This window comes from Brevundimonas sp. EU05-FHT14B07 (assembly GCF_058790795.1).
The window spans coordinates 468,517-490,213 of record NZ_JBYTCZ010000003.1; the positions used below are offsets into that span (position 1 = coordinate 468,517).

21 protein-coding genes are annotated in these 21,697 nt (G+C 64.4%); 14 read left to right on the forward strand and 7 right to left on the reverse strand.

Annotation, left to right across the window (positions count from 1 at the left end):
• Positions 1 to 34 precede the first annotated feature (34 nt).
• The 5 genes from AC3WRC_RS10230 to metH are packed head-to-tail and all read left to right on the forward strand — an operon-like array spanning position 35 to position 6,168.
• Positions 35 to 994, forward strand: a complete 960-nt coding sequence (locus AC3WRC_RS10230) for an ArsR/SmtB family transcription factor (RefSeq protein WP_492303765.1) — start codon at positions 35 to 37, stop codon at positions 992 to 994.
• Positions 994 to 1,950, forward strand: coding sequence for a methylenetetrahydrofolate reductase [NAD(P)H] (gene metF, locus AC3WRC_RS10235; RefSeq protein ID WP_492303766.1), 957 nt, complete (start codon positions 994 to 996; stop codon positions 1,948 to 1,950). Before AC3WRC_RS10230 ends, metF begins: the two co-directional genes overlap by 1 nt.
• Positions 1,950 to 3,044, forward strand: coding sequence for a homocysteine S-methyltransferase family protein (locus AC3WRC_RS10240; protein ID WP_492303767.1), 1,095 nt, complete (start codon positions 1,950 to 1,952; stop codon positions 3,042 to 3,044). The genes metF and AC3WRC_RS10240 overlap by 1 nt, the downstream gene beginning before the upstream one ends.
• Complete coding sequence (locus tag AC3WRC_RS10245; protein WP_492303768.1) at positions 3,041 to 3,502, forward strand: hypothetical protein; 462 nt, start codon at positions 3,041 to 3,043, stop codon at positions 3,500 to 3,502. The genes AC3WRC_RS10240 and AC3WRC_RS10245 overlap by 4 nt, the downstream gene beginning before the upstream one ends.
• Entirely contained in the window at positions 3,502 to 6,168 is a 2,667-nt protein-coding gene (gene metH, locus AC3WRC_RS10250) for a methionine synthase (RefSeq protein WP_492303769.1), read from the forward strand. The genes AC3WRC_RS10245 and metH overlap by 1 nt, the downstream gene beginning before the upstream one ends.
• 45 nt (positions 6,169 to 6,213) lie before the next feature.
• Here metH and AC3WRC_RS10255 read toward each other — a convergent pair whose 3' ends face one another.
• From AC3WRC_RS10255 to AC3WRC_RS10265, 3 genes are all read right to left on the reverse strand, one after another.
• Positions 6,214 to 6,768: a hypothetical protein gene (locus AC3WRC_RS10255; RefSeq protein WP_492303770.1), complete on the reverse strand. Its 555-nt coding sequence runs from the start codon at positions 6,766 to 6,768 to the stop codon at positions 6,214 to 6,216.
• A 142-nt stretch (positions 6,769 to 6,910) separates the two neighbouring features.
• Complete coding sequence (locus tag AC3WRC_RS10260) at positions 6,911 to 10,069, reverse strand: TonB-dependent receptor (RefSeq protein ID WP_082064472.1); 3,159 nt, start codon at positions 10,067 to 10,069, stop codon at positions 6,911 to 6,913.
• Positions 10,070 to 10,239: 170 nt separating this feature from the next.
• Entirely contained in the window at positions 10,240 to 10,395 is a 156-nt protein-coding gene (locus AC3WRC_RS10265; protein WP_197071073.1) for a hypothetical protein, read from the reverse strand.
• Positions 10,396 to 10,461: 66 nt separating this feature from the next.
• Between AC3WRC_RS10265 and AC3WRC_RS10270 the strand changes: the two genes are divergently transcribed.
• Positions 10,462 to 11,364, forward strand: a complete 903-nt coding sequence (locus tag AC3WRC_RS10270; RefSeq protein ID WP_492303799.1) for an MBL fold metallo-hydrolase — start codon at positions 10,462 to 10,464, stop codon at positions 11,362 to 11,364.
• On the opposite strand, the gene AC3WRC_RS10275 is transcribed toward AC3WRC_RS10270, so the two are convergent.
• Together AC3WRC_RS10275 and AC3WRC_RS10280 are read right to left on the reverse strand one after the other, a co-directional pair.
• Positions 11,361 to 12,029 carry a DUF1499 domain-containing protein gene (locus AC3WRC_RS10275; RefSeq protein ID WP_492303771.1) on the reverse strand — a complete coding sequence of 223 codons (669 nt, stop codon included), beginning with the start codon at positions 12,027 to 12,029 and terminating at the stop codon, positions 11,361 to 11,363. The genes AC3WRC_RS10270 and AC3WRC_RS10275 overlap by 4 nt on opposite strands.
• Positions 12,030 to 12,047: 18 nt before the next feature.
• Positions 12,048 to 13,676, reverse strand: a complete 1,629-nt coding sequence (locus AC3WRC_RS10280; RefSeq protein ID WP_492303772.1) for a long-chain-fatty-acid--CoA ligase — start codon at positions 13,674 to 13,676, stop codon at positions 12,048 to 12,050.
• A 158-nt stretch (positions 13,677 to 13,834) separates the two neighbouring features.
• Here AC3WRC_RS10280 and udk point away from each other — a divergent pair, with 158 nt between their 5' ends.
• Positions 13,835 to 14,482 (forward strand): uridine kinase, encoded by a 648-nt coding sequence (gene udk, locus AC3WRC_RS10285; RefSeq protein WP_066551872.1) that lies wholly within the window; start codon positions 13,835 to 13,837, stop codon positions 14,480 to 14,482.
• A gap of 966 nt (positions 14,483 to 15,448) precedes the next feature.
• On the opposite strand, the gene AC3WRC_RS10290 is transcribed toward udk, so the two are convergent.
• Positions 15,449 to 16,231 carry a thiazole synthase gene (locus AC3WRC_RS10290; RefSeq protein WP_492303773.1) on the reverse strand — a complete coding sequence of 261 codons (783 nt, stop codon included), beginning with the start codon at positions 16,229 to 16,231 and terminating at the stop codon, positions 15,449 to 15,451.
• A gap of 115 nt (positions 16,232 to 16,346) precedes the next feature.
• On the opposite strand from AC3WRC_RS10290, the gene AC3WRC_RS10295 reads away from it, so the two are divergent.
• On the forward strand, positions 16,347 to 16,619 hold the full coding sequence (locus AC3WRC_RS10295; RefSeq protein WP_492303774.1) for a type II toxin-antitoxin system Phd/YefM family antitoxin: 273 nt from the start codon (positions 16,347 to 16,349) through the stop codon (positions 16,617 to 16,619).
• Positions 16,616 to 17,002, forward strand: coding sequence for a type II toxin-antitoxin system VapC family toxin (locus tag AC3WRC_RS10300; RefSeq protein WP_492303775.1), 387 nt, complete (start codon positions 16,616 to 16,618; stop codon positions 17,000 to 17,002). Before AC3WRC_RS10295 ends, AC3WRC_RS10300 begins: the two co-directional genes overlap by 4 nt.
• Here AC3WRC_RS10300 and thiS read toward each other — a convergent pair whose 3' ends face one another.
• Entirely contained in the window at positions 17,003 to 17,209 is a 207-nt protein-coding gene (gene thiS / locus AC3WRC_RS10305) for a sulfur carrier protein ThiS (protein ID WP_055755162.1), read from the reverse strand. It abuts the gene before it with no gap.
• Positions 17,210 to 17,553: 344 nt separating this feature from the next.
• Here thiS and aroQ point away from each other — a divergent pair, with 344 nt between their 5' ends.
• From aroQ to aat, 5 genes are read left to right on the forward strand one after another with little or no spacing between them, the layout of a single operon-like run.
• Positions 17,554 to 18,000, forward strand: coding sequence for a type II 3-dehydroquinate dehydratase (gene aroQ, locus AC3WRC_RS10310; RefSeq protein ID WP_112861799.1), 447 nt, complete (start codon positions 17,554 to 17,556; stop codon positions 17,998 to 18,000).
• Positions 18,001 to 18,047: 47 nt separating this feature from the next.
• The gene (accB, locus tag AC3WRC_RS10315) at positions 18,048 to 18,539 is read left to right on the forward strand and encodes an acetyl-CoA carboxylase biotin carboxyl carrier protein (RefSeq protein WP_492303776.1); all 492 of its coding nucleotides are present in this window, start codon (positions 18,048 to 18,050) and stop codon (positions 18,537 to 18,539) included.
• A gap of 9 nt (positions 18,540 to 18,548) precedes the next feature.
• The gene (gene accC / locus AC3WRC_RS10320; RefSeq protein ID WP_492303777.1) at positions 18,549 to 19,904 is read left to right on the forward strand and encodes an acetyl-CoA carboxylase biotin carboxylase subunit; all 1,356 of its coding nucleotides are present in this window, start codon (positions 18,549 to 18,551) and stop codon (positions 19,902 to 19,904) included.
• A gap of 30 nt (positions 19,905 to 19,934) precedes the next feature.
• Entirely contained in the window at positions 19,935 to 20,951 is a 1,017-nt protein-coding gene (locus AC3WRC_RS10325; protein WP_492303778.1) for a 2-hydroxyacid dehydrogenase, read from the forward strand.
• Positions 20,948 to 21,628: a leucyl/phenylalanyl-tRNA--protein transferase gene (aat, locus tag AC3WRC_RS10330; RefSeq protein WP_492303779.1), complete on the forward strand. Its 681-nt coding sequence runs from the start codon at positions 20,948 to 20,950 to the stop codon at positions 21,626 to 21,628. Before AC3WRC_RS10325 ends, aat begins: the two co-directional genes overlap by 4 nt.
• Positions 21,629 to 21,697: the final 69 nt, after the last annotated feature.

Sequence of the window (21,697 nt, forward strand, 5' to 3'; positions counted from 1 at the left end):
GCCAAATCATATAAGGATATCTTTATATGAGCATATGAGCTTGTCCGCCGATCAGACTGTCGAAGCCCTCCGCGCCGCCGGCGAACCCACCCGTTTGCGCGTTCTGTCGCTGCTGGCGGGCGAAGAGCTGTCGGTCATGGAGATGTCGCGCATTCTGGACCAGAGCCAACCCCGGGTGTCGCGCCATCTAAAGCTGATGACCGACGCCGGTCTGATCGAACGCTTTCCCGACGGCGCGCGCGTCTATTACCGCCTGTCGCACGACGCCCAGGCGCGCCGGCTGATCGACACCGTGCTGGACATCTTGGCCGAGGACGCCGGCGAGGCCGACCATCGCCGTCTGGACGAGGTCCGCAAGGACCGCGAGGAAGCCGCCGCCAGCTATTTCGAACAGGTCGCGCCCCAGTGGGACCGTTTGCGTTCGCTCTATGTCAGCGAGAGCGCTGTCGAGGCGGCGCTGGAAAAGGCTGTGGGGCCCGGCCCCTTCGAACGGGTCGTCGATCTGGGCACCGGTTCTGGCCGGATGCTGACCCTGTTCGGCAAGAAAGCCAAGATGTCGGTCGGGCTGGACCTCAGCCAGAACATGCTGAACATCGCCCGCACCAACGTCACCAAGGCGGGAGTGGAGCAGGTCGAACTGCGCCACGGCGACATCTTCGCCACCCGCCTGCCGGCCGCCAGCGCCGATCTGGTGATCGTGCATCAGGTGCTGCACTACTTGTCCGATCCGTCGGCCGCCGTCGCCGAGGCCGCCCGCCTGGTCAGTCCGGGCGGCCGCCTGGTCATCATCGACTTCGCTCCGCACGACTTCGAACATATGCGCGAGGCGCATCAGCATCGCCGGCTAGGATTCGCCGACAGCGAGATCAACGGCTGGCTGGTTGACGGCGGCCTAACGCCATCTTCCCCCATCGCCCTGCCCCACGATGCCGAGGGCCTGACCGTGACCATCTGGACGGCGGAACGCCGCGTCCAGGACAGAAAGACCGCCTGATGGCCTCCTCCGCCTCCCTCAATTTGGCCGACGCTCGCGCCCTGCTGCTGTCGCCGCTTGGCCCGGTGGCCCGCGCCGGATCGAACCGCGACGCCGTGCGCGTCTCGTTCGAATTCTTTCCGCCCAAGACCGATGAGGCCGAGGCCAATCTGTGGAAGGCGATCCGCCGTCTGGAGCCGCTGAACCCCGCCTTCGTGTCCGTCACCTACGGCGCCGGCGGTTCGACCCGCGAGCGGACCCACCGCACAGTCCAGCGCATCATCACGGAAACTTCGCTCCGCCCCGCCGCCCACCTGACCTGCGTCGAGGCCAGCCGTGACGAGGTCGACGAGGTCATCGAAGGCTACAAGGCGATCGGCGTCGATCACATCGTGGCCCTGCGCGGCGATCCACCGGGTGGCGCTGGCATCGGCGGCGTCTATCAGCCGCGCGCCGACGGCTATGCCAACGCCACCGAGCTGACCGCCGCCATCAGCCGCATCGGCGGCTTCGACGTCACGGTCGGCGCCTATCCCGAACGCCATCCCGAAAGCCCCTCCATCGATCACGACATCGAGGTGCTGAAGACCAAGGTCGACGCCGGCGCGACCCGCGCCGTCAGCCAGTTCTTCTTCGACATCGACTCCTTCCTGCGGTTCCGCGACCGGGTGCGGGCGGCGGGCGTCACCATCCCCCTGATCCCCGGCGTCATGCCGGTGTCCAACTTCGTCGGTCTTCAGCGGATGTGCGACGCGTGCGGCGCCAGCATTCCTGACTGGCTGAAGGCGCATTTCGAAGGCCTGGACGACGATCCCGAAACCCGCAAACTGCTGGCCGCCTCGGTCGCCGCCGAGACGTGCGCACGTCTGCAGGAAGAGGGCTTCTCGGACTTCCACTTCTACACCCTGAACCGCGCCGATCTGGTCTATGCGATCTGCCGCGTGCTGGGCGTGCGTGAAACCAAGGCCGTGGCGTAATGACCTCTCCCCTGACCCGCGCCGAACGCATCGCGGCCCTGCATCAGGCGGCCAAGGACCGGATCCTGGTCCTCGACGGCAGCTGGGGCGTGATGATCCAGCGTCGCGACCTGGACGAGGCCGACTTCCGCGCTGACCGCTTCGTCGCCGCCAACGGATATGACGAGAAGGATCAGATGAAGGGGAACAACGACATCCTCTGCATCACCCGCCCCGACGTCATCGCCGACCTGCACGACCAGTATTTCGGCGCCGGCGCCGACATCAGCGAGACCAACACCTTCTCCGGCACCACGATCGCCCAGGAAGACTACGCCCTGGACGCCCAGGCGGTGTGGGATATCAATCTGGAAGGCGCCAAACTGGCCCGCGCCTCGGCCGATCGCTGGACGGAAAAAGAGCCGCACAAGCCGCGCTTCGCCGCCGGCTCGATCGGTCCGCTGAACAAGATGCTGTCGATGTCGTCCGACGTGAACGACCCCGGCGCCCGCAGCGTGACCTTCAACCAGGTCTATGAGGCCTATCGCCATCAGGTGAAGGCGCTGAACGAGGGCGGGGTCGATCTCTATCTGATCGAGACCATCACCGACACGCTGAACTGCAAGGCCGCGATCAAGGCGATCAAGGACCTGGAGGACGAGGGCATGGACGCCCTGCCCATCTGGATTTCGGGCACCATCACCGACCGCTCGGGCCGCACCCTGTCGGGCCAGACGGCGGAAGCCTTCTGGAACAGCGTGCGCCACGCCAAACCCTTCGCCGTCGGCTTCAACTGCGCCCTGGGCGCCGACCTGATGCGACCCTTCATCGCCGAGCTGAGCCGCGTCGCCGACACCCTGGTCGCCGCCTACCCCAACGCCGGCCTGCCCAACGCCATGGGCCACTACGACGAGGAACCGCACGAGACCGCCCACTTCATCGAGGAATGGGCCGCCTCAGGCCTGGTCAACATCGTCGGCGGCTGCTGCGGCACAACGCCGGATCATATCAGGCACGTCGCCGAAGAGGTCGCGCCGCTGAAGCCGCGCGTGATCCCGGCACGGCCGGTGGCCTTGCGTCTGTCGGGGCTGGAACCGTTCGAGATGGTGGCGTGAGCAAGATTGCAGAAGTCGCTGCTTTCCGCAGCCTCCGCGAGCAGTTGCGGCAGTTCTCCCGTGAGAATCCTCAATGCTCTATCGACCATGAATCAGAAAAAGCGATCCTATTTCGGCTGGGATCGGGCGAGGACTTCTCATTAGTTGAAGTTGCGATTGGCAGCTTTGAGCTTCGCACCGAGTTGGATGTCGGTTGGAGCTATGAGATTCTACAGAGTGAGAAAGATGTAAATCGGCTTCTAGCGGCCTGCGACTCAATAATGGCTGGACGCGGCGTATCCATTGCAGGCCCAAATGGATATCCAGTTCGGTCTTGGCTGTTTCTCAACAGTCGCGGCGTACGTGAAGCGATGACATCAACGGCAGTTTCGATTCGGTCCTGCCGACGCGCGCGGTCCATCAAGAAAAGCGCTTGGCACCGCCGCAAATTGCTTTCGATTAAGGGCCCTACATTCTGATGCGTCCCACCTTCATCAATGTCGGCGAGCGGACCAACGTCACCGGCTCGGCCAAATTCCGCAAGCTGGTGGTCGAGGGCGACTATTCGGCCGCCTTGGACGTCGCCCGCCAGCAGGTCGAGGCTGGCGCCCAGATCATCGACGTCAATATGGACGAAGGCCTGCTGGACGGCGTCGTCGCCATGCGGACCTTCCTGAACCTGATCGCGGCCGAACCCGACATCGCCCGCGTGCCGGTGATGATCGACAGCTCCAAATGGGAGGTGATCGAGGCGGGCCTGAAGTGCGTTCAGGGCAAGCCCATCGTCAATTCGATCAGCATGAAGGAGGGCGAACAGGCCTTCCGCGACCATGCCACCAAATGCCTGCGCTACGGCGCCGCCGTCGTGGTCATGGCCTTCGACGAGGTGGGCCAGGCCGACACCGCCGCCCGCAAGATCGAAATCTGCACCCGCGCCTACAACATCCTGGTCAACGAGGTCGGCTTCCCGCCCGAGGATATCATCTTCGACCCCAACATCTTCGCCGTGGCGACGGGGATCGAGGAGCACGACAACTACGCCGTCGATTTTATCGAGGCGACGCGGGAGATCAAACGCACCCTGCCCTACGCCCGCATTTCGGGCGGGGTGTCGAACGTCTCGTTCAGCTTCCGCGGCAACGAGCCGGTGCGCCGGGCGATCCACAGTGTCTTCCTGTACCACGCCATCAACGCCGGCATGGACATGGGCATCGTCAACGCCGGCGACCTGCCGGTCTATGACGACATCGACGCCGAACTGCGCGAGGCGGTCGAGGATGTGATCCTGAACCGGCCGCAGCGGACCAATGTTTCGAACACCGAGCGTCTGGTCGACATGGCGCCCCGTTACAAGGGCGAGAAGGGCCAGGCCCGCGTCGTCGATTTGAAATGGCGCGACCAACCGGTCGGCAAGCGGATCGAGCACGCCCTGGTCAACGGCATCACGGAGTTCATCGAGGCCGACACCGAAGAGGCGCGCCTGGCGTCCGAGCGCCCGCTGCACGTGATCGAAGGCCCGCTGATGGACGGGATGAACGTGGTCGGCGACCTGTTCGGCTCGGGCAAGATGTTCCTGCCGCAGGTGGTGAAGTCCGCCCGTGTGATGAAACAGGCCGTCGCCTGGCTGGAACCCTTCATGGAGGCCGAAAAGGCCGGCAAGCCGCGCGAGCAGGCGGGCCGCATCCTGATGGCCACCGTCAAGGGCGACGTCCACGACATCGGCAAGAATATCGTCGGCGTCGTGCTGCAATGTAACAATTACGAGGTCATCGACCTAGGCGTCATGGTCCCGGCCGACCGGATCCTGGACGCCGCTGTCGAGCACAAGGTGGACATCATCGGCCTGTCGGGCCTGATCACGCCGTCCCTGGACGAAATGGTCTTCGTCGGAGCCGAGATGGAGCGGCGTGGCTTCGACATCCCCCTGCTGATCGGGGGCGCCACCACCAGCCGCACCCATACGGCGGTCAAGATCGAGCCGGCCTATCGCCGGGGCTCGACCACCTATGTCGTCGACGCATCGCGCGCCGTCAGCGTCGTTTCGGGCCTGTTGTCCAAGACAGACCGCGCGAAGAACGAGGCCGCCACCCGCGACGAATACATCCGCATCCGCGAGCAATACGCCCGCGGCCAGGAGGTGAAAGCCCGCGCCACCCTGGCCCAGGCGCGCGAGAATCGCTTCCGCATTGACCCCGCACAGCCCATGCCCGGCAAGCCGTCCTTCCTCGGCGTGAAGGCGTTCGACGCCTGGGACCTGCAGGATCTGGCCGACCACATCGACTGGACGCCCTTCTTCGCCAGCTGGGAGCTGATCGGCCGCTATCCGCTGATCCTGGACGACGAGATCGTCGGCGAGGCCGCGCGTGACCTGTTCGCCGACGCTCAGGTCATGCTGAAGCGGATCATCGACGAGAAGTGGTTCACGGCCAAAGGCGTCGTCGGCTTCTGGCCGGCCCGCGCCGACGGCGACGATGTCATCGTCTTCGCCGACGAAGGCCGCGACGCGGAGATCGCCCGCTTCCACACCCTGCGCCAGCAGATCAAGAAGTCGAACGGCAAGCCGAACCTGGCTCTATCGGACTTCATCGCCGAGGAGAGCGACGACTATATCGGCGCCTTCGCCGTTACCGCCGGCCACGGCGAGTTGGAGATCGCCAAACGATTTAAGGACGTCGGCGACGATTATTCCGCCATCCTCGCCACAGCCTTGGCCGACCGCCTGGCCGAGGCCTTCGCCGAACGGCTGCACAAGGAAGTTCGCACCACCCTGTGGGGCTATGCCGCCGACGAGACGACCGACATCGACGCGCTAATCGCCGAACAGTATCAGGGCATCCGCCCTGCCCCGGGCTATCCGGCCCAGCCCGACCACACGGAAAAGGCCACCCTCTTCCGCCTGCTACAGGCCGAAGACCACGCCGGCATGGCCCTGACCGAAAGCTTCGCCATGACGCCGCCGGCCTCGGTCTCGGGCCTCTATTTCGGCCATCCGGGCAGCCACTATTTCGGTGTCGGCAAGATCGATCTGGACCAGGTCGAAGACTACGCCCGCCGCAAAAGCTGGGACGTCGCCACGGCTGAGCGCTGGCTGGCGCCCATCCTCAACTACGATCCCTACGCCGCCAAACGCGAAACGGCGGCTTGAGCCAGGCTCAAGCCGCCGTCTGTCATCCGGTAACCGCCGAACCGATCAGTTGATGCCAACGCTCTCCAGCGTGGCGGGCGGCGTGGTGATGTTGTCGCGCAGGCGGCGCGCGGCGTGCTCGCACCGACCCGGAAGGCCGAAGAACAGCCCGAACGACTGGCTGCGCGCCTCGGCGTCGGGGTTCGCCATCAGCGGGGCCCACTGCGCCTTGACGGCGGCGACGGCCTGCTCGGCCTCGGCCTTCGAAGCCGCCGATTGGCGCGGCGCGGCCGCAGCCAGGGCGCTGCGGAAATCCTGGGCTTCGAGACGGCCCAGACGCACCAGCTCGACATCCTCCGGCGCGCGCGACGTCAGCGTTTCGCCCAGATCGGCATGTCCGGTCACCAGCGCATCGCACCACGCCACCAGCGGATAGTCGGCGCTCGGCGCGCCGCGCGGCAACGGCCGTGCGTAGGCGATGGCCTCGCGCGTCTTCAACGCATCGGCCGTCTCGCCCGAGCGATTACCCGTCACGATCGGTCCATCCTGCGTTTGAGCGACCGCCGCGCCGGCAGCCACCAGCGACAGGACCGACAGTCCGGGAACGACAAATTTCAGCATGATCTTCCTTGAAGGGGCGCGTCGCACAATGGCGACGATTCCTAACGCTCGCCCGCCCGAATGGTTTTTCTACGGCGCCGCTTAAACGAAAAAGGCGGCGGAGCGTTGCTCCGCCGCCTCAGTCTCGCGTCGTTGACCGGCCTTAGAAACGGTATCTCAGGCCGAAACGGACAGTCCTTGGCGATTGGTAGCTGCGCGGCAGACCGTAGTATGGCGCACGAGCGTTTGCAGTGTTTGCGCTGGTGCGAACCAGACCTTGTTCGACCACGCGGGTGACTTCGTCGTTATCAAACACGTTGAAGATGTCGATAGAGGCCGTCAAAGCGCCCTTAGTCTCGCTTTGATACAGGTTGAAGTTCATGTTCAGATCGAGCTGATAAGTCCAATCCGTCTGCCCTTGCGAACCACGCGGCGTCGAGATGACAGCATTGTTGGCACCAATCGGGCAGTACCATCCCGACGGCGTTCCCACTTGCGGCGCCAGCGGATCGACCGAGACCGGCACGCGGCCAAGGCAACCGTAGTAGCGACCGGACTGAGCCGTAAAGTTGGCACCGACGCTGAAGAAGTCGTTCGGTGCATAAGAGCCGAACAGCTTGACGGTGTGGCGGTGATCATTCGGGAGATAACCATACGCGCCCAGCGAGTTGGCCGAGTGGTCGTAGTCTTGCGTGATCGACGTGTCGGTCTGACCGATGTCCGACTTAACCGCCCCCTCATAGTTCCCCTTGGATTCCGAGAGGGTGTACGACCCTTGCAGGCCCCACAGACCATCGAACGGGCGTTCGAAGGTGAACTCCAGCGCTTGATATGTGCGCTCAACAGCAGGAAGTTTTAGATCGTCCGCAGTGAGCTGGATTTGCTGGGGATTGTAAGCCGGGTTAGCGGAACCATCCGCCAAGGTGCGTGTGTCACCTTGGAGATCGATGAACACGGAAGCGCCATCGCCCGGATTGATCAGAACGTAAGGGAAGATCGAAGCGAAGTTGGAGTCGCCCACGCCCGTCTGACCGCAAGCCGTATTGGTGCGAACGCAATACCGCACGATCGCGTCGCCAATGGCTGTGTCTTCAATCGCTTGTTCCAAGTTGCGATTAACATAACGAACGCCTGCCGACCAATCGGCGAACATGCCATCCGAGAAGCTGTGCTCATAGCCGAGGACGAACTCGCGTTCGAACATAGGCTTCAGATCAGCCTCCGCCACCGTGCGCGGATCGGGAGCGCCAGGAGGGCTGAGATAGTCGATCTGACGACGCGTTCCCAAGACAGGATAGTTGCCATTCAGAACCAACGGACCCGTCGCACCGCCCGTACGGCTCGCATCGAAGTATTCGTCGGTATACACTTCACCTGACGACGCGCGAATGGACGTGTTGGTCGCGATCGGCAGGTAATAGTCACCGAACGAACCGTAGATACGGTTCACCCCGTCATCAAGAGGATCCCAGTTGAAGCCCAGACGAGGAGCCCACTGATCATCGACCTTGATATAGCTTTCGCCATCAACGTTTTTGTAGTCGTATTTGTCGTTACGAACGCCGAGTTGCAGCGTCAGATTGGGCAGAATGTCCCATGAGTCTTGCACATAGAGGGCAGTCTGCTCAGCGGTGAACACACCGTTATTGGCAAAGGTGAGCACTTCCACGCATCCAGCAGCGGGCGTGCCGGCAGGGCAGTCGCCTTGAGCTAGCGCATAGTATAGCGCGCCACCCGAGTAGGCGCTCCGCGCCGAAGACGTCAGATCCTCCTTATCGTAACCAACACGGATATGGTGGTCGCCGAAGAGGCTGACGTAGAAATCGCCGTCTACGCGATATGTCTCGCGGATATCTTCGCCCTCGAGATTATAGGGGCCTGCGTGCAGACCAGCCGTGATGTAGTTGCCGCCAGCGGCAACATAGTCACGGATACCCGGCAGGCTGATCGGGTCGCCATAATCCAAATAGGCGTTCTCTTGGCGGCCATACAGGGCCGAGAGCGTAAACCAATCCGTGAACACACCAGTATATTTGTAGATTTGTGTAATACCACCCGCATCGGCATATACCGGGGCTGTTTCGCGCACAAAGGCGTCGGTGGCTGCGTCGAATGTTCTAGTAACCGTCTCGGTCGTGGTCTTATCGTTGATCACCGTCGCTTCGAGGCGATGCTCGGGGTTCAGAACAAAGTCAAGCTTCACAGCCCAGCGCGGGTCGTCATACGACGCATAGCTTTGCGTACGTGTACCAGCAGCCACGCCGTTAGGGTTAGCTGCACTGTATGAGTAGGTACGTGAGCGCGCTCCCGACGTCTCTACGTCACGAACGTTGTAGACGCCAAAGAGGAACAGGTGATCTTTCCAGAGCGGTCCGCCCAAGTAGGCAGTATAATCTTTTAGATCGCTTTCAGAATACTGGTTGAAGTTTTGAATACCTGCCGCGTTGTTTCCGCCGGCTTGGTAGGACACACCGCGGGTGCCACGAAGGCCATTGGGTGTCCAGTAGCTGCTGACGCCGCCCGTCCATTCGTTGGAACCGGAACGCGTCACAATGTTAACCACGCCGCCTGTGGCGCGGCCATACTCAGCTTGATAGCCACCCGTTTTGGTGTCGATGGTTTGAATAAAGTCAAACGGCAACTCACCGTAGCCCAAGAAGCTACGCTGATCAGTCACATTCAAGCCATTGATGTAGTAGACGCTTTCCGCCGCCGACGTCCCCGACAGCGACACAAGCGATTGGTTACGGCGCGAACTTGCAGCGATGGTTGCATCCGGCGCGCTAGCACCTGGCGTGAAGAGCGTAACCGCGTTGATGCTACGCCCGGTCGGGACGCGATCAGCAAACTCTTGGACGTCGACGCTCAGACCAGTGTCGGTGCGGCTGAAATCTTGGGTTTTTCGCGCACCCGTAACGACGATGTCGCCGAGGCTTGTCGCATCAGTGCTTTCCGACACCGTGAACGCATAGCTGCTACCACCCGGAGAGACGGTAATTCTGTCGGCGGAAGAACCGGCTGATGAAGTGACCGAAATTTCGTAAGAACCAACAGCCAAAGCCGGAATGCGGAACGAGCCGTTGGCATCAGTCGTAGCCGTACGAACACTACCTTGCGCCGAGGTCGCCGTGACCGTAGCCCCTGCGACACGAGCACCCGATGCGTTTGAAACCGTGCCAGATAGAATACCGCTGGTGTAGTCTTGGGCCGAAGCAGCTGTTGGCGTCAGCAGCGTTACGGCTGGCACTGCGACCACAGCCATCAAGGCGGCGCTGCCGATCATGGTCGAATGGAGTAAGAGCTGCTTGATATTCAGCGTCATGAAAGAATTCCCCTTCCTTCGACGCGCCTACGTTCCCGTAGGCAGCGACACGAATCTCATGCTGAAGCATGATTACAATCAGCTTAGGTCGTCCAATCCCATTCTGGATAGATTAGAAACGTCGGTTTCAGATGTTGCCTACCGCCTGTCGCAATCGTGCCACACGCCTGTCACCTACCCGACAATGTGTGGATGTTGCGTGCCGCATAGGGCGCGGGCTCCGGCGTGCAGGAGGCGGCGATCAGTTGCACCGCGGCGAGATACAGGATCGCCGCCGCGACGAACGGGAGCCGATTTGATACAGCGTTGGCGATCGAACGGGCCATTGTGGGCGCTCCAGGCATGATTACCGAGACGTTAACGCAAGCTCTGCGCCAAACGCGGCCGTGACGATGATCCCGTTCGTAAGGGCGTTCGACTTCGCCTATGGGCGGCGCGATCAGGTGTCGCCATTGATCCAGCGGTTGATCGCTGACAATCCGGGGCCTTTCACCTTCACCGGAACGGGGACCTATATCGTCGGCCGACCGGACCACGGAGCCGAGGTCGCGGTGATCGATCCGGGGCCGATGGACGAAGCGCATCTGGCGGCGCTGATGGCGGCGGTCGAGGGGCGGCGGGTCAGCTATGTGCTGGTGACGCATACGCATCGGGATCATGCGCCGCTGGCCAGGCCGTTTGCCGAGGCGACCGGGGCGCGGATTTGGGCGGCCCGGCCTCCGGTGCGGGAAACGCATGCGTCGGGTACGCTCGATGAAGATGACGATGCCGACTTCGCGCCCGATGTCGTGCTGACGGGCGGCGATGTCATCGGAGGCGACGGCTGGACGATCGAGGCGATGTTCACGCCCGGTCACGCGTCCAATCACATAGCCTTCGCCTTGCGCGAGGAGAACGCGCTATTTTGCGGCGACCATGTCATGGGCTGGTCGACGACGGTCGTGGCGCCGCCGGATGGGAACATGCGTCAGTATATGGCCAGCCTGGAGGCGGTGATCGCGCGTGATTTCGACGTGTTGTGGCCGACGCACGGGGCGCCGGTGACGCAGGTGCGGCCGTTTCTTGAGGCCTATCGCGCGCATCGGTTGGAGCGGGAGGCGCAAGTGCTCCAACGGCTTGCGGCGGGGGATCGCACGATCGCGGAAATGGTTCCGGTTCTGTACGCCGCCGTCGATCAGCGGCTATGGCCGGCCGCTTCGCTGTCGGTGCTGGCGCATCTGATCAAGCTGGTCGAGGACGGCGCGGCGATCAGCGATGGCGTGCCCGGCCTGTCGGCGCAGTTCCGGCTAGCTTAGCGTCCCGCCTCCAGGTTTCGGCTGATTTTCGCGGCGAGACGGCAGGTGGCGCCGCCGTCGGGACGGCTGTTGCGAGCAGCGACGCGGATGTCGGTGCGGCCGGGGCGGATGCGAACGACGGCGTCGGTGGCGAAGCCGAACCAGGCGCCGGCGTGCACGGCTTCGACCTGGAAGGTTGTCGCGCGGGTGACGACGAAGCCGGCGTCGACCAGCGCCGAAGTCGCCTGCTGGGCCAGGACCTGGGTCGGGACGGCGTCCACACCGTCACAGGTCTGCGGCGCGCCGCTGCGCACGCCGGCGGCGCGCGGCAGGCCGGGGGGCTCGTCAAGATTGGTGCTGACGTCACGTGGATGAGGCGTCGCATCCTGGCCCTGACGCAGCACGAAGCCGGCGACGGTCCCGCCCGCCAGGACCAGCGCCGCCAAAGCATAGATCCCCCTGCCCTTCAGATCGCGCAGCGCCAGCACCGCCGCCGCCAGAGCCGCCGCCAGACCGACCCAGGCCAGGAGGCGCGCCACGGTCCAGGTCAGCAGATCATAGCCGATCGCCAGATCGAGCCCGCCGAACCGCGTCGCCGTAACGGCCGCCACGACCAGTACGAAGGGCGCCGCCGCAAGCGCCGTCAGCCAGGGCAGAATGGCGGGTACGGGCTTTCTGGTCGGCATTCAGGCTCCGGTTTTCAGTTAGGCAGCGGTCGGCAGACGATAGTCCTTCATCCGGTCGCGCAGAAGCTTCTTGTCGATTTTGCCGGTCGCGCCCAGCGGGATGTCGTCCACCGCGACCACGTCGTCGGGCATCCACCATTTGGCGATCTTGCCGGTCAGGAAGTCCAGATGCTCCTGCTTGTCCAGCGTCTCGTCGGGTTTCAGCTTCAGGATCAGCACGGGCCGTTCGTCCCATTTGGGGTGGGCCGCGCCGATGACGGCGGCGATCTCGACCTTGGGGTGACCCACGGCGATGTTCTCGATCTCGATGGAGCTGATCCACTCGCCGCCCGACTTGATCACGTCCTTGGCGCGGTCGGTGATCTGCATGAAGCCCAGGTCATCGACCGTGGCCACATCGCCGGTGTCGAAGAAGCCTTCGTCGTCCAGGATCGAGCCGTCTTCCTTGAAGTAGGCGCGGCTGATCGTCGGCCCCTTGACCATCAGACGGCCGAAGGTGGCGCCGTCGTGAGGCAGTTCGGCGCCCGCCTCGTCCTTCAGCTTCAGCTCGACGCCCAGTGGCGGCACGCCCTGCTTCAGCCGGTATTTCATCTGCTCGTCGTAGGAGAGCTTCAGGATTTCGGGCGGCAGGTTGGCGATGGTGCCGATGGGCGAGGTCTCGGTCATGCCCCAGGCGTGGGTGACCTCGACGCCGAAATCGTCCTGGAAGCCGCGGATCAGGCTTTCGGGGCAGGCCGAGCCGCCGATCAGCACGCGTTTCAGGGTCGAGAAGCCCAGACCGTTCTGTTTCATGTGGGCGAACAGACCCTGCCAGACGGTCGGCACGGCGGCCGAGAAGGTGACGCCCTCCTGCTCGATCAGTTCATAGATCGACTGACCGTCCATCCTGGCGCCCGGCATCACTAGCTTGGTCCCGGCGGCGGGGCCGGCGAAGGCGATGCCCCAGGCGTTGGCGTGGAACATCGGCACGACCGGCAGGATCACTTCCTTGGGCGTGGCGCCCATCACCGTGGCCTGAAGGCCCATGAAGGTGTGCAGGAAGTTGGAGCGGTGCGAATACAGCACGCCCTTCGGATTGCCCGTGGTGCCAGAGGTGTAGCAGAGGCCGCAGGCCGTCTGTTCGTCGAAGTCGCCCCAGACGATGTCAATCGATTGACCGGCGATCGCGTCCTCATAGGCGACGGCCTTGGGCAGCTTCGTCTGCGGCATCTGGGCGGCGTCGGTCATGATGACGACGCGCTCGACCTTGGGGATATGCGGCAGGATCGCTTCCAGCAGCGGCACGAAGGTCAGGTCGACGAAGATGATCCGGTCTTCGGCGTGATTGATGATGTAGACGAGCTGTTCGGGGAACAGGCGCGGGTTCAGGGTGTGGCACACCCCGCCGATGCCCATGATGCCGTACCAGGCCTCGATGTGATTGGCGGTGTTCCAGGCCAGGGTGGCGACGCGGTCGCCCGGCTGGATCCCCCAGTCCTTCAGTGCGCTGGACACGCGTTTGGCCCGGTCGTGAATCTGGGCGTAGGTCGTGCGGACGATGGGGCCCTCGACCGAGCGCGTCACCACTTCACGCTCGCCATGCCAGTTTTTGGCGTGGTCGATGATCTTGTCGACCGTCAGCGGCCAGTCCTGCATCAAGCCCAGCATGTCGTATCCTTGTCCCTTGGATGCGTCTGCTTTGATGCGACGCTTGAGCCGACGCTAACATCGGTGATCAGCGATAAGCAACGTGACGTAGCGTCAGCCGCGGCGCGGCGGATCGTCCCCCGTGGCGTTGGCGGCGCGACCGCTCTAGAAGGCCGCCCATGACCATATTGATCGCGATCACGGGGGGCTCCGGCTCCGGCAAAAGCACCCTGGCGGAGGCGTTGGTGTCGGCCCTGCCGGAAGGTTCGGCCGTGCTGGTGCGCGAGGACAGCTATTACAAGGACGCGGCCTCTCTGCCCGGCTTCGACGCCGCGACCTTCGACTTCGACGATGTGACGGCGCGCGATCACGACCTGATGATCGCAGACCTGAAGGCACTGAAGGCCGGGCGCGCGGTGACGGCGCCGGTCTATTCCTTCATCCATCACGGCCGCGAGCCGGGCGGCGAGCCGATCCCGGCGGCCGAGGTGGTGATCGTCGAAGGCACGCATGTTCTGTGCACCCCCGATCTGACTGCCCTATTCGACATTCGCGTTTTCGTGGACACCCCTGCCGACATCCGCTTCATCCGCCGCCTGCTGCGCGACCAAGCCGAGCGCGGCCGGTCGGCGGATTCGGTCGTGGCGCAATATCTGGCGACCGTGCGTCCGGGCCACGAACGCCTGACCGAACCGTCGCGCACCCACGCCGACTTCATCGTCGCCGATGCGACGGCCGCCGTCCGTCTGGAAGACCCCCAGGCCGTGGTGCGTCTGGCGGCCCCGGTCCTGGCCCATCCGTTGCTGCAGGCGCTGCTGGGCGACTAGCGAAGACATCTCCGACCCGAAATTCGGCGGGGCGAAGCGCGGCACGCTCGACTGGCGGATGGCCATTGAGAGCCCTAATGCGCGCGCGTTCGGCGGCTTCGGCCTGTTTCTCGACCAGGATGGCGTCCAGACGGATGTATTCGAGTTCCAGTTGGGCGCGAAGGCGTTCGTCCTCGGCCTCCTCCTCGGGTGTTTGTCTGTAGGGAGGCGGCAAGCCGCGACCCGGCTTGGGACGACGAGGTTTTGGGCAAGCCATGCAGGTCTCCGGACAGGGGTTATCGGCTTCGCGCTTTCGCTGCGAAGTTATTGGAGGGCTGGGCGGAGCGCCGGGCCTTCGCCCGGAGTGTGATTAGAGATTACCGTTTCGACGAAGGGTTGACGCTCCGCGCGGCTGGTTGGCCTGCAAGCTCGGAGCGTCGAGCGGTGGAGGTCTTATCGCCTAACCCCATAAGCCTGCGACGGGTCGGCGGGGTCTGCGAAACCCCGTCCCGAGTGCGATCGAGTATCCCCCTCGACCCTCCGACGGCGCACCATGTGTCGCCGCCGGCGCGAGCCGTTCCAGACCCGCTCCCGTTCCATCCGCTACCGCCGCCGCAAGGTCGCAGGCCAGGCGAGCCCTCCATGCGACGGGACGGGTCTAGAATACGCGCCTTTTGGAGGGGGGATGGGAGAACGGGGACATAAATCGGCAAGCGATTGAATTCGCTACGAATGAACCAGCGTCATTGTGATGGCTGGCGTGCGTTTCTCCCTCTCCTTCATGGGGAGGGGCGGCGAAGCGAAGCGCAGCCGGGGTGGGGGCGTGCGAAGCACTGCGCCCGTCCTAACGGCCCCACCCGGATCGCTGCGCGATCGTCCCTCCCCATGAAGGGGAGGGAGAGGCGCCTGCGGGACTTCAAGAGCCCCTCCACCGCTTCGCGGTCCCCCTCCCCACGATGTGGGGAGGAGACGACGTGCGCTGGACCTTTAGATCAACCCCGCCAGCGGCGACGATGGGTCCGCATACATCCGTTTCGGCATCCGTCCGGCCAGATAGGCGTCGCGGCCGGCGATGACGGCGTGTTTCATGGCGCGGGCCATGCGGATGGGGTCCTTGGCGCCGGCGATGGCGGTGTTCATCAGGACGGCGTCACAGCCCAGTTCCATCGCCAAGGTCGCGTCCGAGGCCGTGCCGACGCCGGCGTCGACGAGCACCGGCACCTTGGCCTGTTCGACGATCAGGCGGATATTGATCGGGTTCTGGATCCCCAGACCCGAGCCGATGGGGGCGGCGGCGGGCATGATGGCGGCGGCGCCAGCGTCTTCCAGACGCTTGGCCATCACGACGTCGTCGGTGCAATAGACCATGACGTCGAACCCGTCCTTGATCAGCAGGTCCAGCGCCCGCAGGGTCTCGATCATGTCGGGATAGAGGTGGGCGGTGTTGGACAGCACCTCCAGCTTGACCAGGCTCCAGCCGCCGGCCTCGCGCGCCAGACGCAAGGTGCGCACCGCATCCTCGCCCGTGAAGCAGCCGGCGGTGTTGGGGAGGAAGGTGAAGCGATCCGGCTTCACATAGTCGACCAGCATCGGCTGGGTCGGGTCGGACAGGTTCACCCGGCGCACGGCCACGGTGACGATCTCGGCCCCGGCCGCCTCGGCTGCGGCGGCGTTCTGGGCGTAATCGGCGTATTTGCCGGTGCCCACGATCAGGCGCGAGTTGAAGGTGCGGCCGGCGACGGACCAGGTTTCGTTGGCTGTATCGGTCATAGGTGCTGACCTACGCGCCCCGGCCTCCGAACGAAAGGTCGCAAGGATCACACCGCGTTGCGAGAGACCAAAGAATAGACTAAACTAAGTGGACTAAGTTCAATGGAGACACGTCATGGAGACGGTCAATATCCATCAGGCCAAGACGCATCTGTCCCGCTTGATCGAAAAGGCAGCGAAGGGGGAATCCTTTATCATCGCCAAGGCCGGCCAGCCGATGGTGAAGGTTACAGCCATTGAGCAAGACGCGCCGGTAGACACCTCGCGCCGATTTGGATTCATGAAGGGCGAGATCCAGGTGCCTGATGACTTCGACACCATGGGGCAGTCCGAGATCGAGACAATGTTCTACGGCGACGGCGTCCACGAGGACGGCTCCGGCCGATGAAATTACTAATAGATACCCATCTTCTACTCTGGGCGTCTGAGGATCGTGCGCGGCTTCCCATTCAGGCCGCCAATCTGATGGCCGATCCTGACAACGATCTGATCTTCAGCGCCGTCAACATCTGGGAGATCGTCGTCAAGAGCGGGCTCAACCGCGCCGACTTCGGTGTCGATTTCCTCCCCTTTCGCCGCCGGCTGCTGGCGGCCGGCTATGAAGAAATCCCAGTGACCAGTCTGCACACATTGGAACTGAGCGGACTGCCCTTGATCCACCGGGACCCGTTCGATCGCCTGCTGATCGCGCAAGCCATCGCCGAAGGCGCACGACTTGTCACCGCGGACAGGCAGATCGCCTTCTATCCCGGCCCCATCATCAAGGTCTGATCACCCGCCGCCGACGAACTGGACCAGCTCGATGCGGTCGCCTGCGGCCACCGGCGTGGCGGCGTGCAGGGACTTGGGCACGATCTCGAGATTGCGTTCGACGGCGACCTTGCGCGGGTCCAGCGACAGTTCCTCGACCAGGGCCAGGATGGTGGCGGCCTGGACCTGACGTGGCTCGCCGTTGAGATGGATCTGGTGCACGCGCATTCTCCCTGACCTTCGCCTCGCCGACCGTCGCGCGTCAGATAGACGGTGACAGGCCAGTTCGCCAGACTGTGCGCTCAGCCCGCCTCGAACAGGAAGGCGCCGACCGCGACGGCCAGGGCCGCGAAGGTCGCCACCACGGTTCTCAGGATCAGTTTGCCGTCCTGGCGCATCCTCGGCGCTCCCTCGGGCCGTCCCGACCAGGGACGATGGCGGCCGGCGCTGCGAAATCCACGCCATCCCATGTAACGTCGGGGAAGGTTCGACGCCGCGAGCGTTTGACCCACGCCCTGCGTCCGCTAAAAGGCCCCTCTTGCGCCGCGCTGCGCCGGATCGATTCTGGAACCATGGCCGAAACGCCCGTCATTCATGTGCTGAACGGCCCCAATCTGAACCTGCTCGGGGTTCGGGAGCCGGACATCTATGGCCGTGACACCCTGGCGGACATCGAGCAGCGCTGCGTCCGGGCGGCCGGTGAAGCGCAGATCGTGTTTCGTCAGACCAACCATGAAGGCGTGCTGGTCGACTGGATACAGGAGGCGCGCGAGGGCGCTCACGCCCTGATCCTCAATCCCGCAGCCTATGGGCATACGTCGGTGGCGCTGCACGATGCGCTGAAGACGCTGTCGATCCCGGTGATCGAGCTGCATCTGTCCAATCCGGCGGCGCGCGAGGCGTTTCGCCATCACTCCTATGTGTCCTCCGCGGCGACCGGCGTCATCGCCGGCTTCGGCGCGGCGGGCTATGAACTGGCTGTCCAGGCGGCCCTCACCCAGGTTCGGGAACGCGGCTGAGCCCCGTCCCGTTTATCAAAGACCACGAAAGACAAGGCGCAACTCCAATGGCCGATGACAAGAAACACGCCGAAATCGACGCCGCCCTGGTTCGCCAGCTGGCCGAGATCCTGAACGAGACCGATCTGACGGAAGTCGAGGTCGAGCGCGGCGAACTGCGCATCCGCGTGGCGCGCGAAGTCACCGTCAACGCCGCTCCGATTCAGTACGCCGCAGCGCCCGCTCCGGTCGCCGCTGCGCCCGCCGCCACTGCTGCGCCGGCCGCCATGCCGTCGGATCCCGCCACCATCGTCGCCCGCGCCGGCGAAGAGGTGAAGTCGCCGATGGTCGGCACCGCATATCTGCAGGCCTCGCCGGAGGCCCCGGCCTTCGTCCAGCCGGGCGACAAGGTCAAGAAGGGCCAGACCCTGCTGATCGTCGAAGCCATGAAGACGATGAACCCGATCCAGGCGCCGCGCGACGGCGTGGTGGCCGAAATCCTGGTCGGCGACGCCCAGCCGGTCGAGTTCGGCGAACCCCTCGTCCTGCTGGAAGCCTAAGGCGCCGCGATGTTCACCAAGGTCCTGATCGCCAACCGCGGCGAGATCGCGCTGCGCATCCACCGCGCGTGCAAGGAGATGGGCATCTCCACCGTCGCCGTGCACTCCGAAGCCGATCGCGGCGCCATGTGGGTGCGGCTGGCCGACGAGAGCGTCTGCATCGGCCCTGCCTCTGCCGCAAAGTCGTATCTGAACATCCCCTCGATCATCGCGGCGGCTGAGATCACCGGCGCCCAGGCGATCCACCCTGGCTATGGCTTCCTGTCCGAAAACGCCCGCTTCGCCGAGATTGTCGAGGCCCATGGCATGACCTTCATCGGCCCCAAGCCCGAGCATATCCGGGTGATGGGCGACAAGATCAGCGCCAAACAGACGGTCAAGGACGCCGGCATCCCCGTCGTCCCCGGCTCGGATGGCGAAGTCGAGACGGTCGAGGCCGCGATCGAGGCGTCCAAATCCATCGGCTTCCCCCTGATCGTCAAGGCGGCGGCGGGCGGCGGCGGACGCGGCATGAAGGTCGCGCTGACGGCTGACGACCTGGTCGAGGCTGTCCAGACCGCCCAGTCGGAGGCCAAGGCCGCCTTCGGAAACGGCGCCGTCTATATGGAGCGCTACCTCCAGAAGCCGCGCCACATCGAGATCCAGGTCATCGCCGACAGCCACGGCAATGTCGTCCACCTGGGCGAACGCGACTGCTCGCTGCAACGCCGTCACCAGAAGGTGCTGGAAGAGGCCCCCTCGCCCGCCCTGTCGGCCGAAGGTCGCAAGCAGATCGGCGAGACGGTCAACAAGGCCATCGCCGCCATTGGTTACTTGGGCGTCGGCACCATCGAGTTCCTGTGGGAGGACGGCGAGTTCTTCTTCATCGAGATGAACACCCGCCTGCAGGTCGAACACCCGGTCACCGAAATGATCACGGGCGTGGATCTGGTTCGCGAACAGGTGCGCATCGCCGCCGGTCTGCCGCTGTCGTTCACCCAGGACGACATCGAGTTCAAGGGCCACGCCATCGAGGTGCGGATCAACGCCGAGAACCCGGAGACCTTCACCCCCTCGCCGGGCAAGATCACCGACTTCCACGCACCGGGCGGCCTGGGTGTGCGCCTGGATAGCGCGATCTACGCCGGCTATTCGATCCCGCCCTATTACGACAGTCTGATCGGCAAGCTGATCGTCCACGGTCGCGACCGCGAGGAGGCCATTGCCCGACTGAAGCGTTCGCTGAACGAGGTCGTCATCGGCGGCGTCGACACGACCATCCCCCTGTTTCAGAAGCTGCTGGCCGAGCCTGACATCCTGTCGGGCGACTACGACATCCATTGGCTGGAGAAGTGGGCGGCCCGTCAGAAGGGCGACAGCGCCTGACGCCTGGCTGAAACAAGAGGAACCGGCCCCATGCGCATCGCGGTCTTTGCGACCAAGGCCTATGATCGCCGGTTCCTCGATCTCGCCAACGCCGATTTCCTGCATGAGTTGACCTGGTTCGAGCCGCGCCTGGATACGGCGACCGCGCCGTTGGCCGCCGGGTTCGATGCGGTCTGCGTCTTCGTCAACGACCGGCTGGACGCCGCCGCGCTGACCCTGCTGGCCCGTGGCGGGGTACGGGTCGTGGCGTTGCGATGCGCCGGCTACAACAATGTCGATCTGCGCGCGGCCGAGGCGCTGGGCCTGATGGTCATCCGTGTGCCGGCCTATTCGCCCGAGGCGGTGTCCGAGTTCACCCTGGGCCTGCTGCTGGCGATGGATCGCAACATTCCGCGCGCCTCGGCCCGCGTGCGCGAGAACAACTTCGCCCTGGACGGCCTGATCGGCCGCAACCTGTCGGGACGCACCGCCGGGGTCGTCGGCACAGGCCGGATCGGCGCCCTGGTCGCGCGGGCGCTGAGGCTGGGTTTCGGCTGTGAAGTTCTGGCGCACGACGTGATCGAGGACGCGGAGCTGTCCAAGATCGGCGTGCGCTACGTGGATCGCGAGACCTTGCTTCGTCAGTCCGACGTCATCACCCTGCACTGCCCGCTGACGCCGGAGACGCGCCATCTGATCGATGCCGCGGCCCTGGCCATGGCCCGGCCGCGCGTGATGATCGTCAACACCAGCCGCGGCGCCCTGATCGACACCCAGGCCCTGATCGACGCGCTGAAAAGCCGACGCGTCGGCGGCGTAGCCCTAGATGTCTATGAACAGGAAGGCGATCTGTTCTTCGAGGACCTGTCGAACGAGATCGTTCAGGATGACGTGTTCCAGCGGCTGCTGACCTTCCCCAACGTCCTGATCACCGGACACCAGGCCTTTCTGACCGAGGAAGCCTTGACGGCGATCGCCGTGACCACACTGTCGGGCCTGAGCGAGATCGAGGCCGGCCGCGTCCCCGCCAATCGCGTGACCGCAGACCAGATCCGCCCCGCCGCATGACCGACCCCGATTTCAGCGCCAGCGGGCCTTTCGGCGGTTTCGGCCCCGAGGACCTGCTGGCCTGTTACGCCCGGGGCGTGTTTCCGATGGCCGAGGCGCGCGATGATCCGCGCGTCTTCATTATCGAGCCGGAACAGCGCGGCGTCATTCCGCTGGACGCCTTCCACATCCCCAGCCGCCTGCGTCGCACCGTGCGGGGCGAGCCGTTCGAGGTGCGGGTCGACACGGCCTTCGAAGCTGTGCTGGACGGCTGTGCGGCGGCGCAGGGGCCGGATCGCGAAGACACCTGGATCAACGGCCCGATCCGGCGGCTGTATGCGGCCCTGTTCGCCATGGGGTTCGTCCACTCCATCGAATGCTGGCGGGACGAGCGGCTGGTGGGAGGTCTGTACGGGGTGTCGCTGGGCGGCGCCTTCTTCGGCGAGAGCATGTTCAGTCGCGAACGGGATGCGTCCAAGGTCGCTCTGGTGCATCTGGTCGCGCGCCTGCGAAAGGGCGGCTGGGACCTGCTGGACGCGCAGTTCTTGACCGACCATCTGAGCCAGTTCGGTGCGGTCGAAACGCCGCAAGCGACCTATCTGGAGCGGCTTCAGCCCGCGCTGTCGGTCAGGCCGGACCAAGGCGCGTTGCGCGCACCCCTGACCGGTGCAGAAGCGGTCGCCTTAGCCAGCGCCTAGTCTGTCCGGACACGATTTGGGGCCTGTCCCGACAGCTTAGGATTGGCGTGTTCGCCCAGCCTGACGGTC

What these genes read in the sequence shown, in the direction of transcription:
- accB (WP_492303776.1), top strand. Translation starts at nt 18,048, where the DNA reads ATGGCCGATGACAAGAAACACGCCGAAATCGACGCCGCCCTGGTTCGC.
- AC3WRC_RS10290 (WP_492303773.1), bottom strand. Translation starts at nt 16,231, where the DNA reads ATGACCGATACAGCCAACGAAACCTGGTCCGTCGCCGGCCGCACCTTC.
- metH (WP_492303769.1), top strand. Translation starts at nt 3,502, where the DNA reads ATGCGTCCCACCTTCATCAATGTCGGCGAGCGGACCAACGTCACCGGC.
- aat (WP_492303779.1), top strand. Translation starts at nt 20,948, where the DNA reads ATGACCGACCCCGATTTCAGCGCCAGCGGGCCTTTCGGCGGTTTCGGC.
- AC3WRC_RS10270 (WP_492303799.1), top strand. Translation starts at nt 10,462, where the DNA reads ATGATCCCGTTCGTAAGGGCGTTCGACTTCGCCTATGGGCGGCGCGAT.
- accC (WP_492303777.1), top strand. Translation starts at nt 18,549, where the DNA reads ATGTTCACCAAGGTCCTGATCGCCAACCGCGGCGAGATCGCGCTGCGC.
- AC3WRC_RS10260 (WP_082064472.1), bottom strand. Translation starts at nt 10,069, where the DNA reads ATGACGCTGAATATCAAGCAGCTCTTACTCCATTCGACCATGATCGGC.
- metF (WP_492303766.1), top strand. Translation starts at nt 994, where the DNA reads ATGGCCTCCTCCGCCTCCCTCAATTTGGCCGACGCTCGCGCCCTGCTG.
- AC3WRC_RS10265 (WP_197071073.1), bottom strand. Translation starts at nt 10,395, where the DNA reads ATGGCCCGTTCGATCGCCAACGCTGTATCAAATCGGCTCCCGTTCGTC.
- udk (WP_066551872.1), top strand. Translation starts at nt 13,835, where the DNA reads ATGACCATATTGATCGCGATCACGGGGGGCTCCGGCTCCGGCAAAAGC.
- AC3WRC_RS10255 (WP_492303770.1), bottom strand. Translation starts at nt 6,768, where the DNA reads ATGCTGAAATTTGTCGTTCCCGGACTGTCGGTCCTGTCGCTGGTGGCT.
- aroQ (WP_112861799.1), top strand. Translation starts at nt 17,554, where the DNA reads ATGGCCGAAACGCCCGTCATTCATGTGCTGAACGGCCCCAATCTGAAC.
- thiS (WP_055755162.1), bottom strand. Translation starts at nt 17,209, where the DNA reads ATGCGCGTGCACCAGATCCATCTCAACGGCGAGCCACGTCAGGTCCAG.
- AC3WRC_RS10300 (WP_492303775.1), top strand. Translation starts at nt 16,616, where the DNA reads ATGAAATTACTAATAGATACCCATCTTCTACTCTGGGCGTCTGAGGAT.
- AC3WRC_RS10230 (WP_492303765.1), top strand. Translation starts at nt 35, where the DNA reads ATGAGCTTGTCCGCCGATCAGACTGTCGAAGCCCTCCGCGCCGCCGGC.
- AC3WRC_RS10280 (WP_492303772.1), bottom strand. Translation starts at nt 13,676, where the DNA reads ATGCTGGGCTTGATGCAGGACTGGCCGCTGACGGTCGACAAGATCATC.
- AC3WRC_RS10275 (WP_492303771.1), bottom strand. Translation starts at nt 12,029, where the DNA reads ATGCCGACCAGAAAGCCCGTACCCGCCATTCTGCCCTGGCTGACGGCG.
- AC3WRC_RS10295 (WP_492303774.1), top strand. Translation starts at nt 16,347, where the DNA reads ATGGAGACGGTCAATATCCATCAGGCCAAGACGCATCTGTCCCGCTTG.
- AC3WRC_RS10240 (WP_492303767.1), top strand. Translation starts at nt 1,950, where the DNA reads ATGACCTCTCCCCTGACCCGCGCCGAACGCATCGCGGCCCTGCATCAG.
- AC3WRC_RS10325 (WP_492303778.1), top strand. Translation starts at nt 19,935, where the DNA reads ATGCGCATCGCGGTCTTTGCGACCAAGGCCTATGATCGCCGGTTCCTC.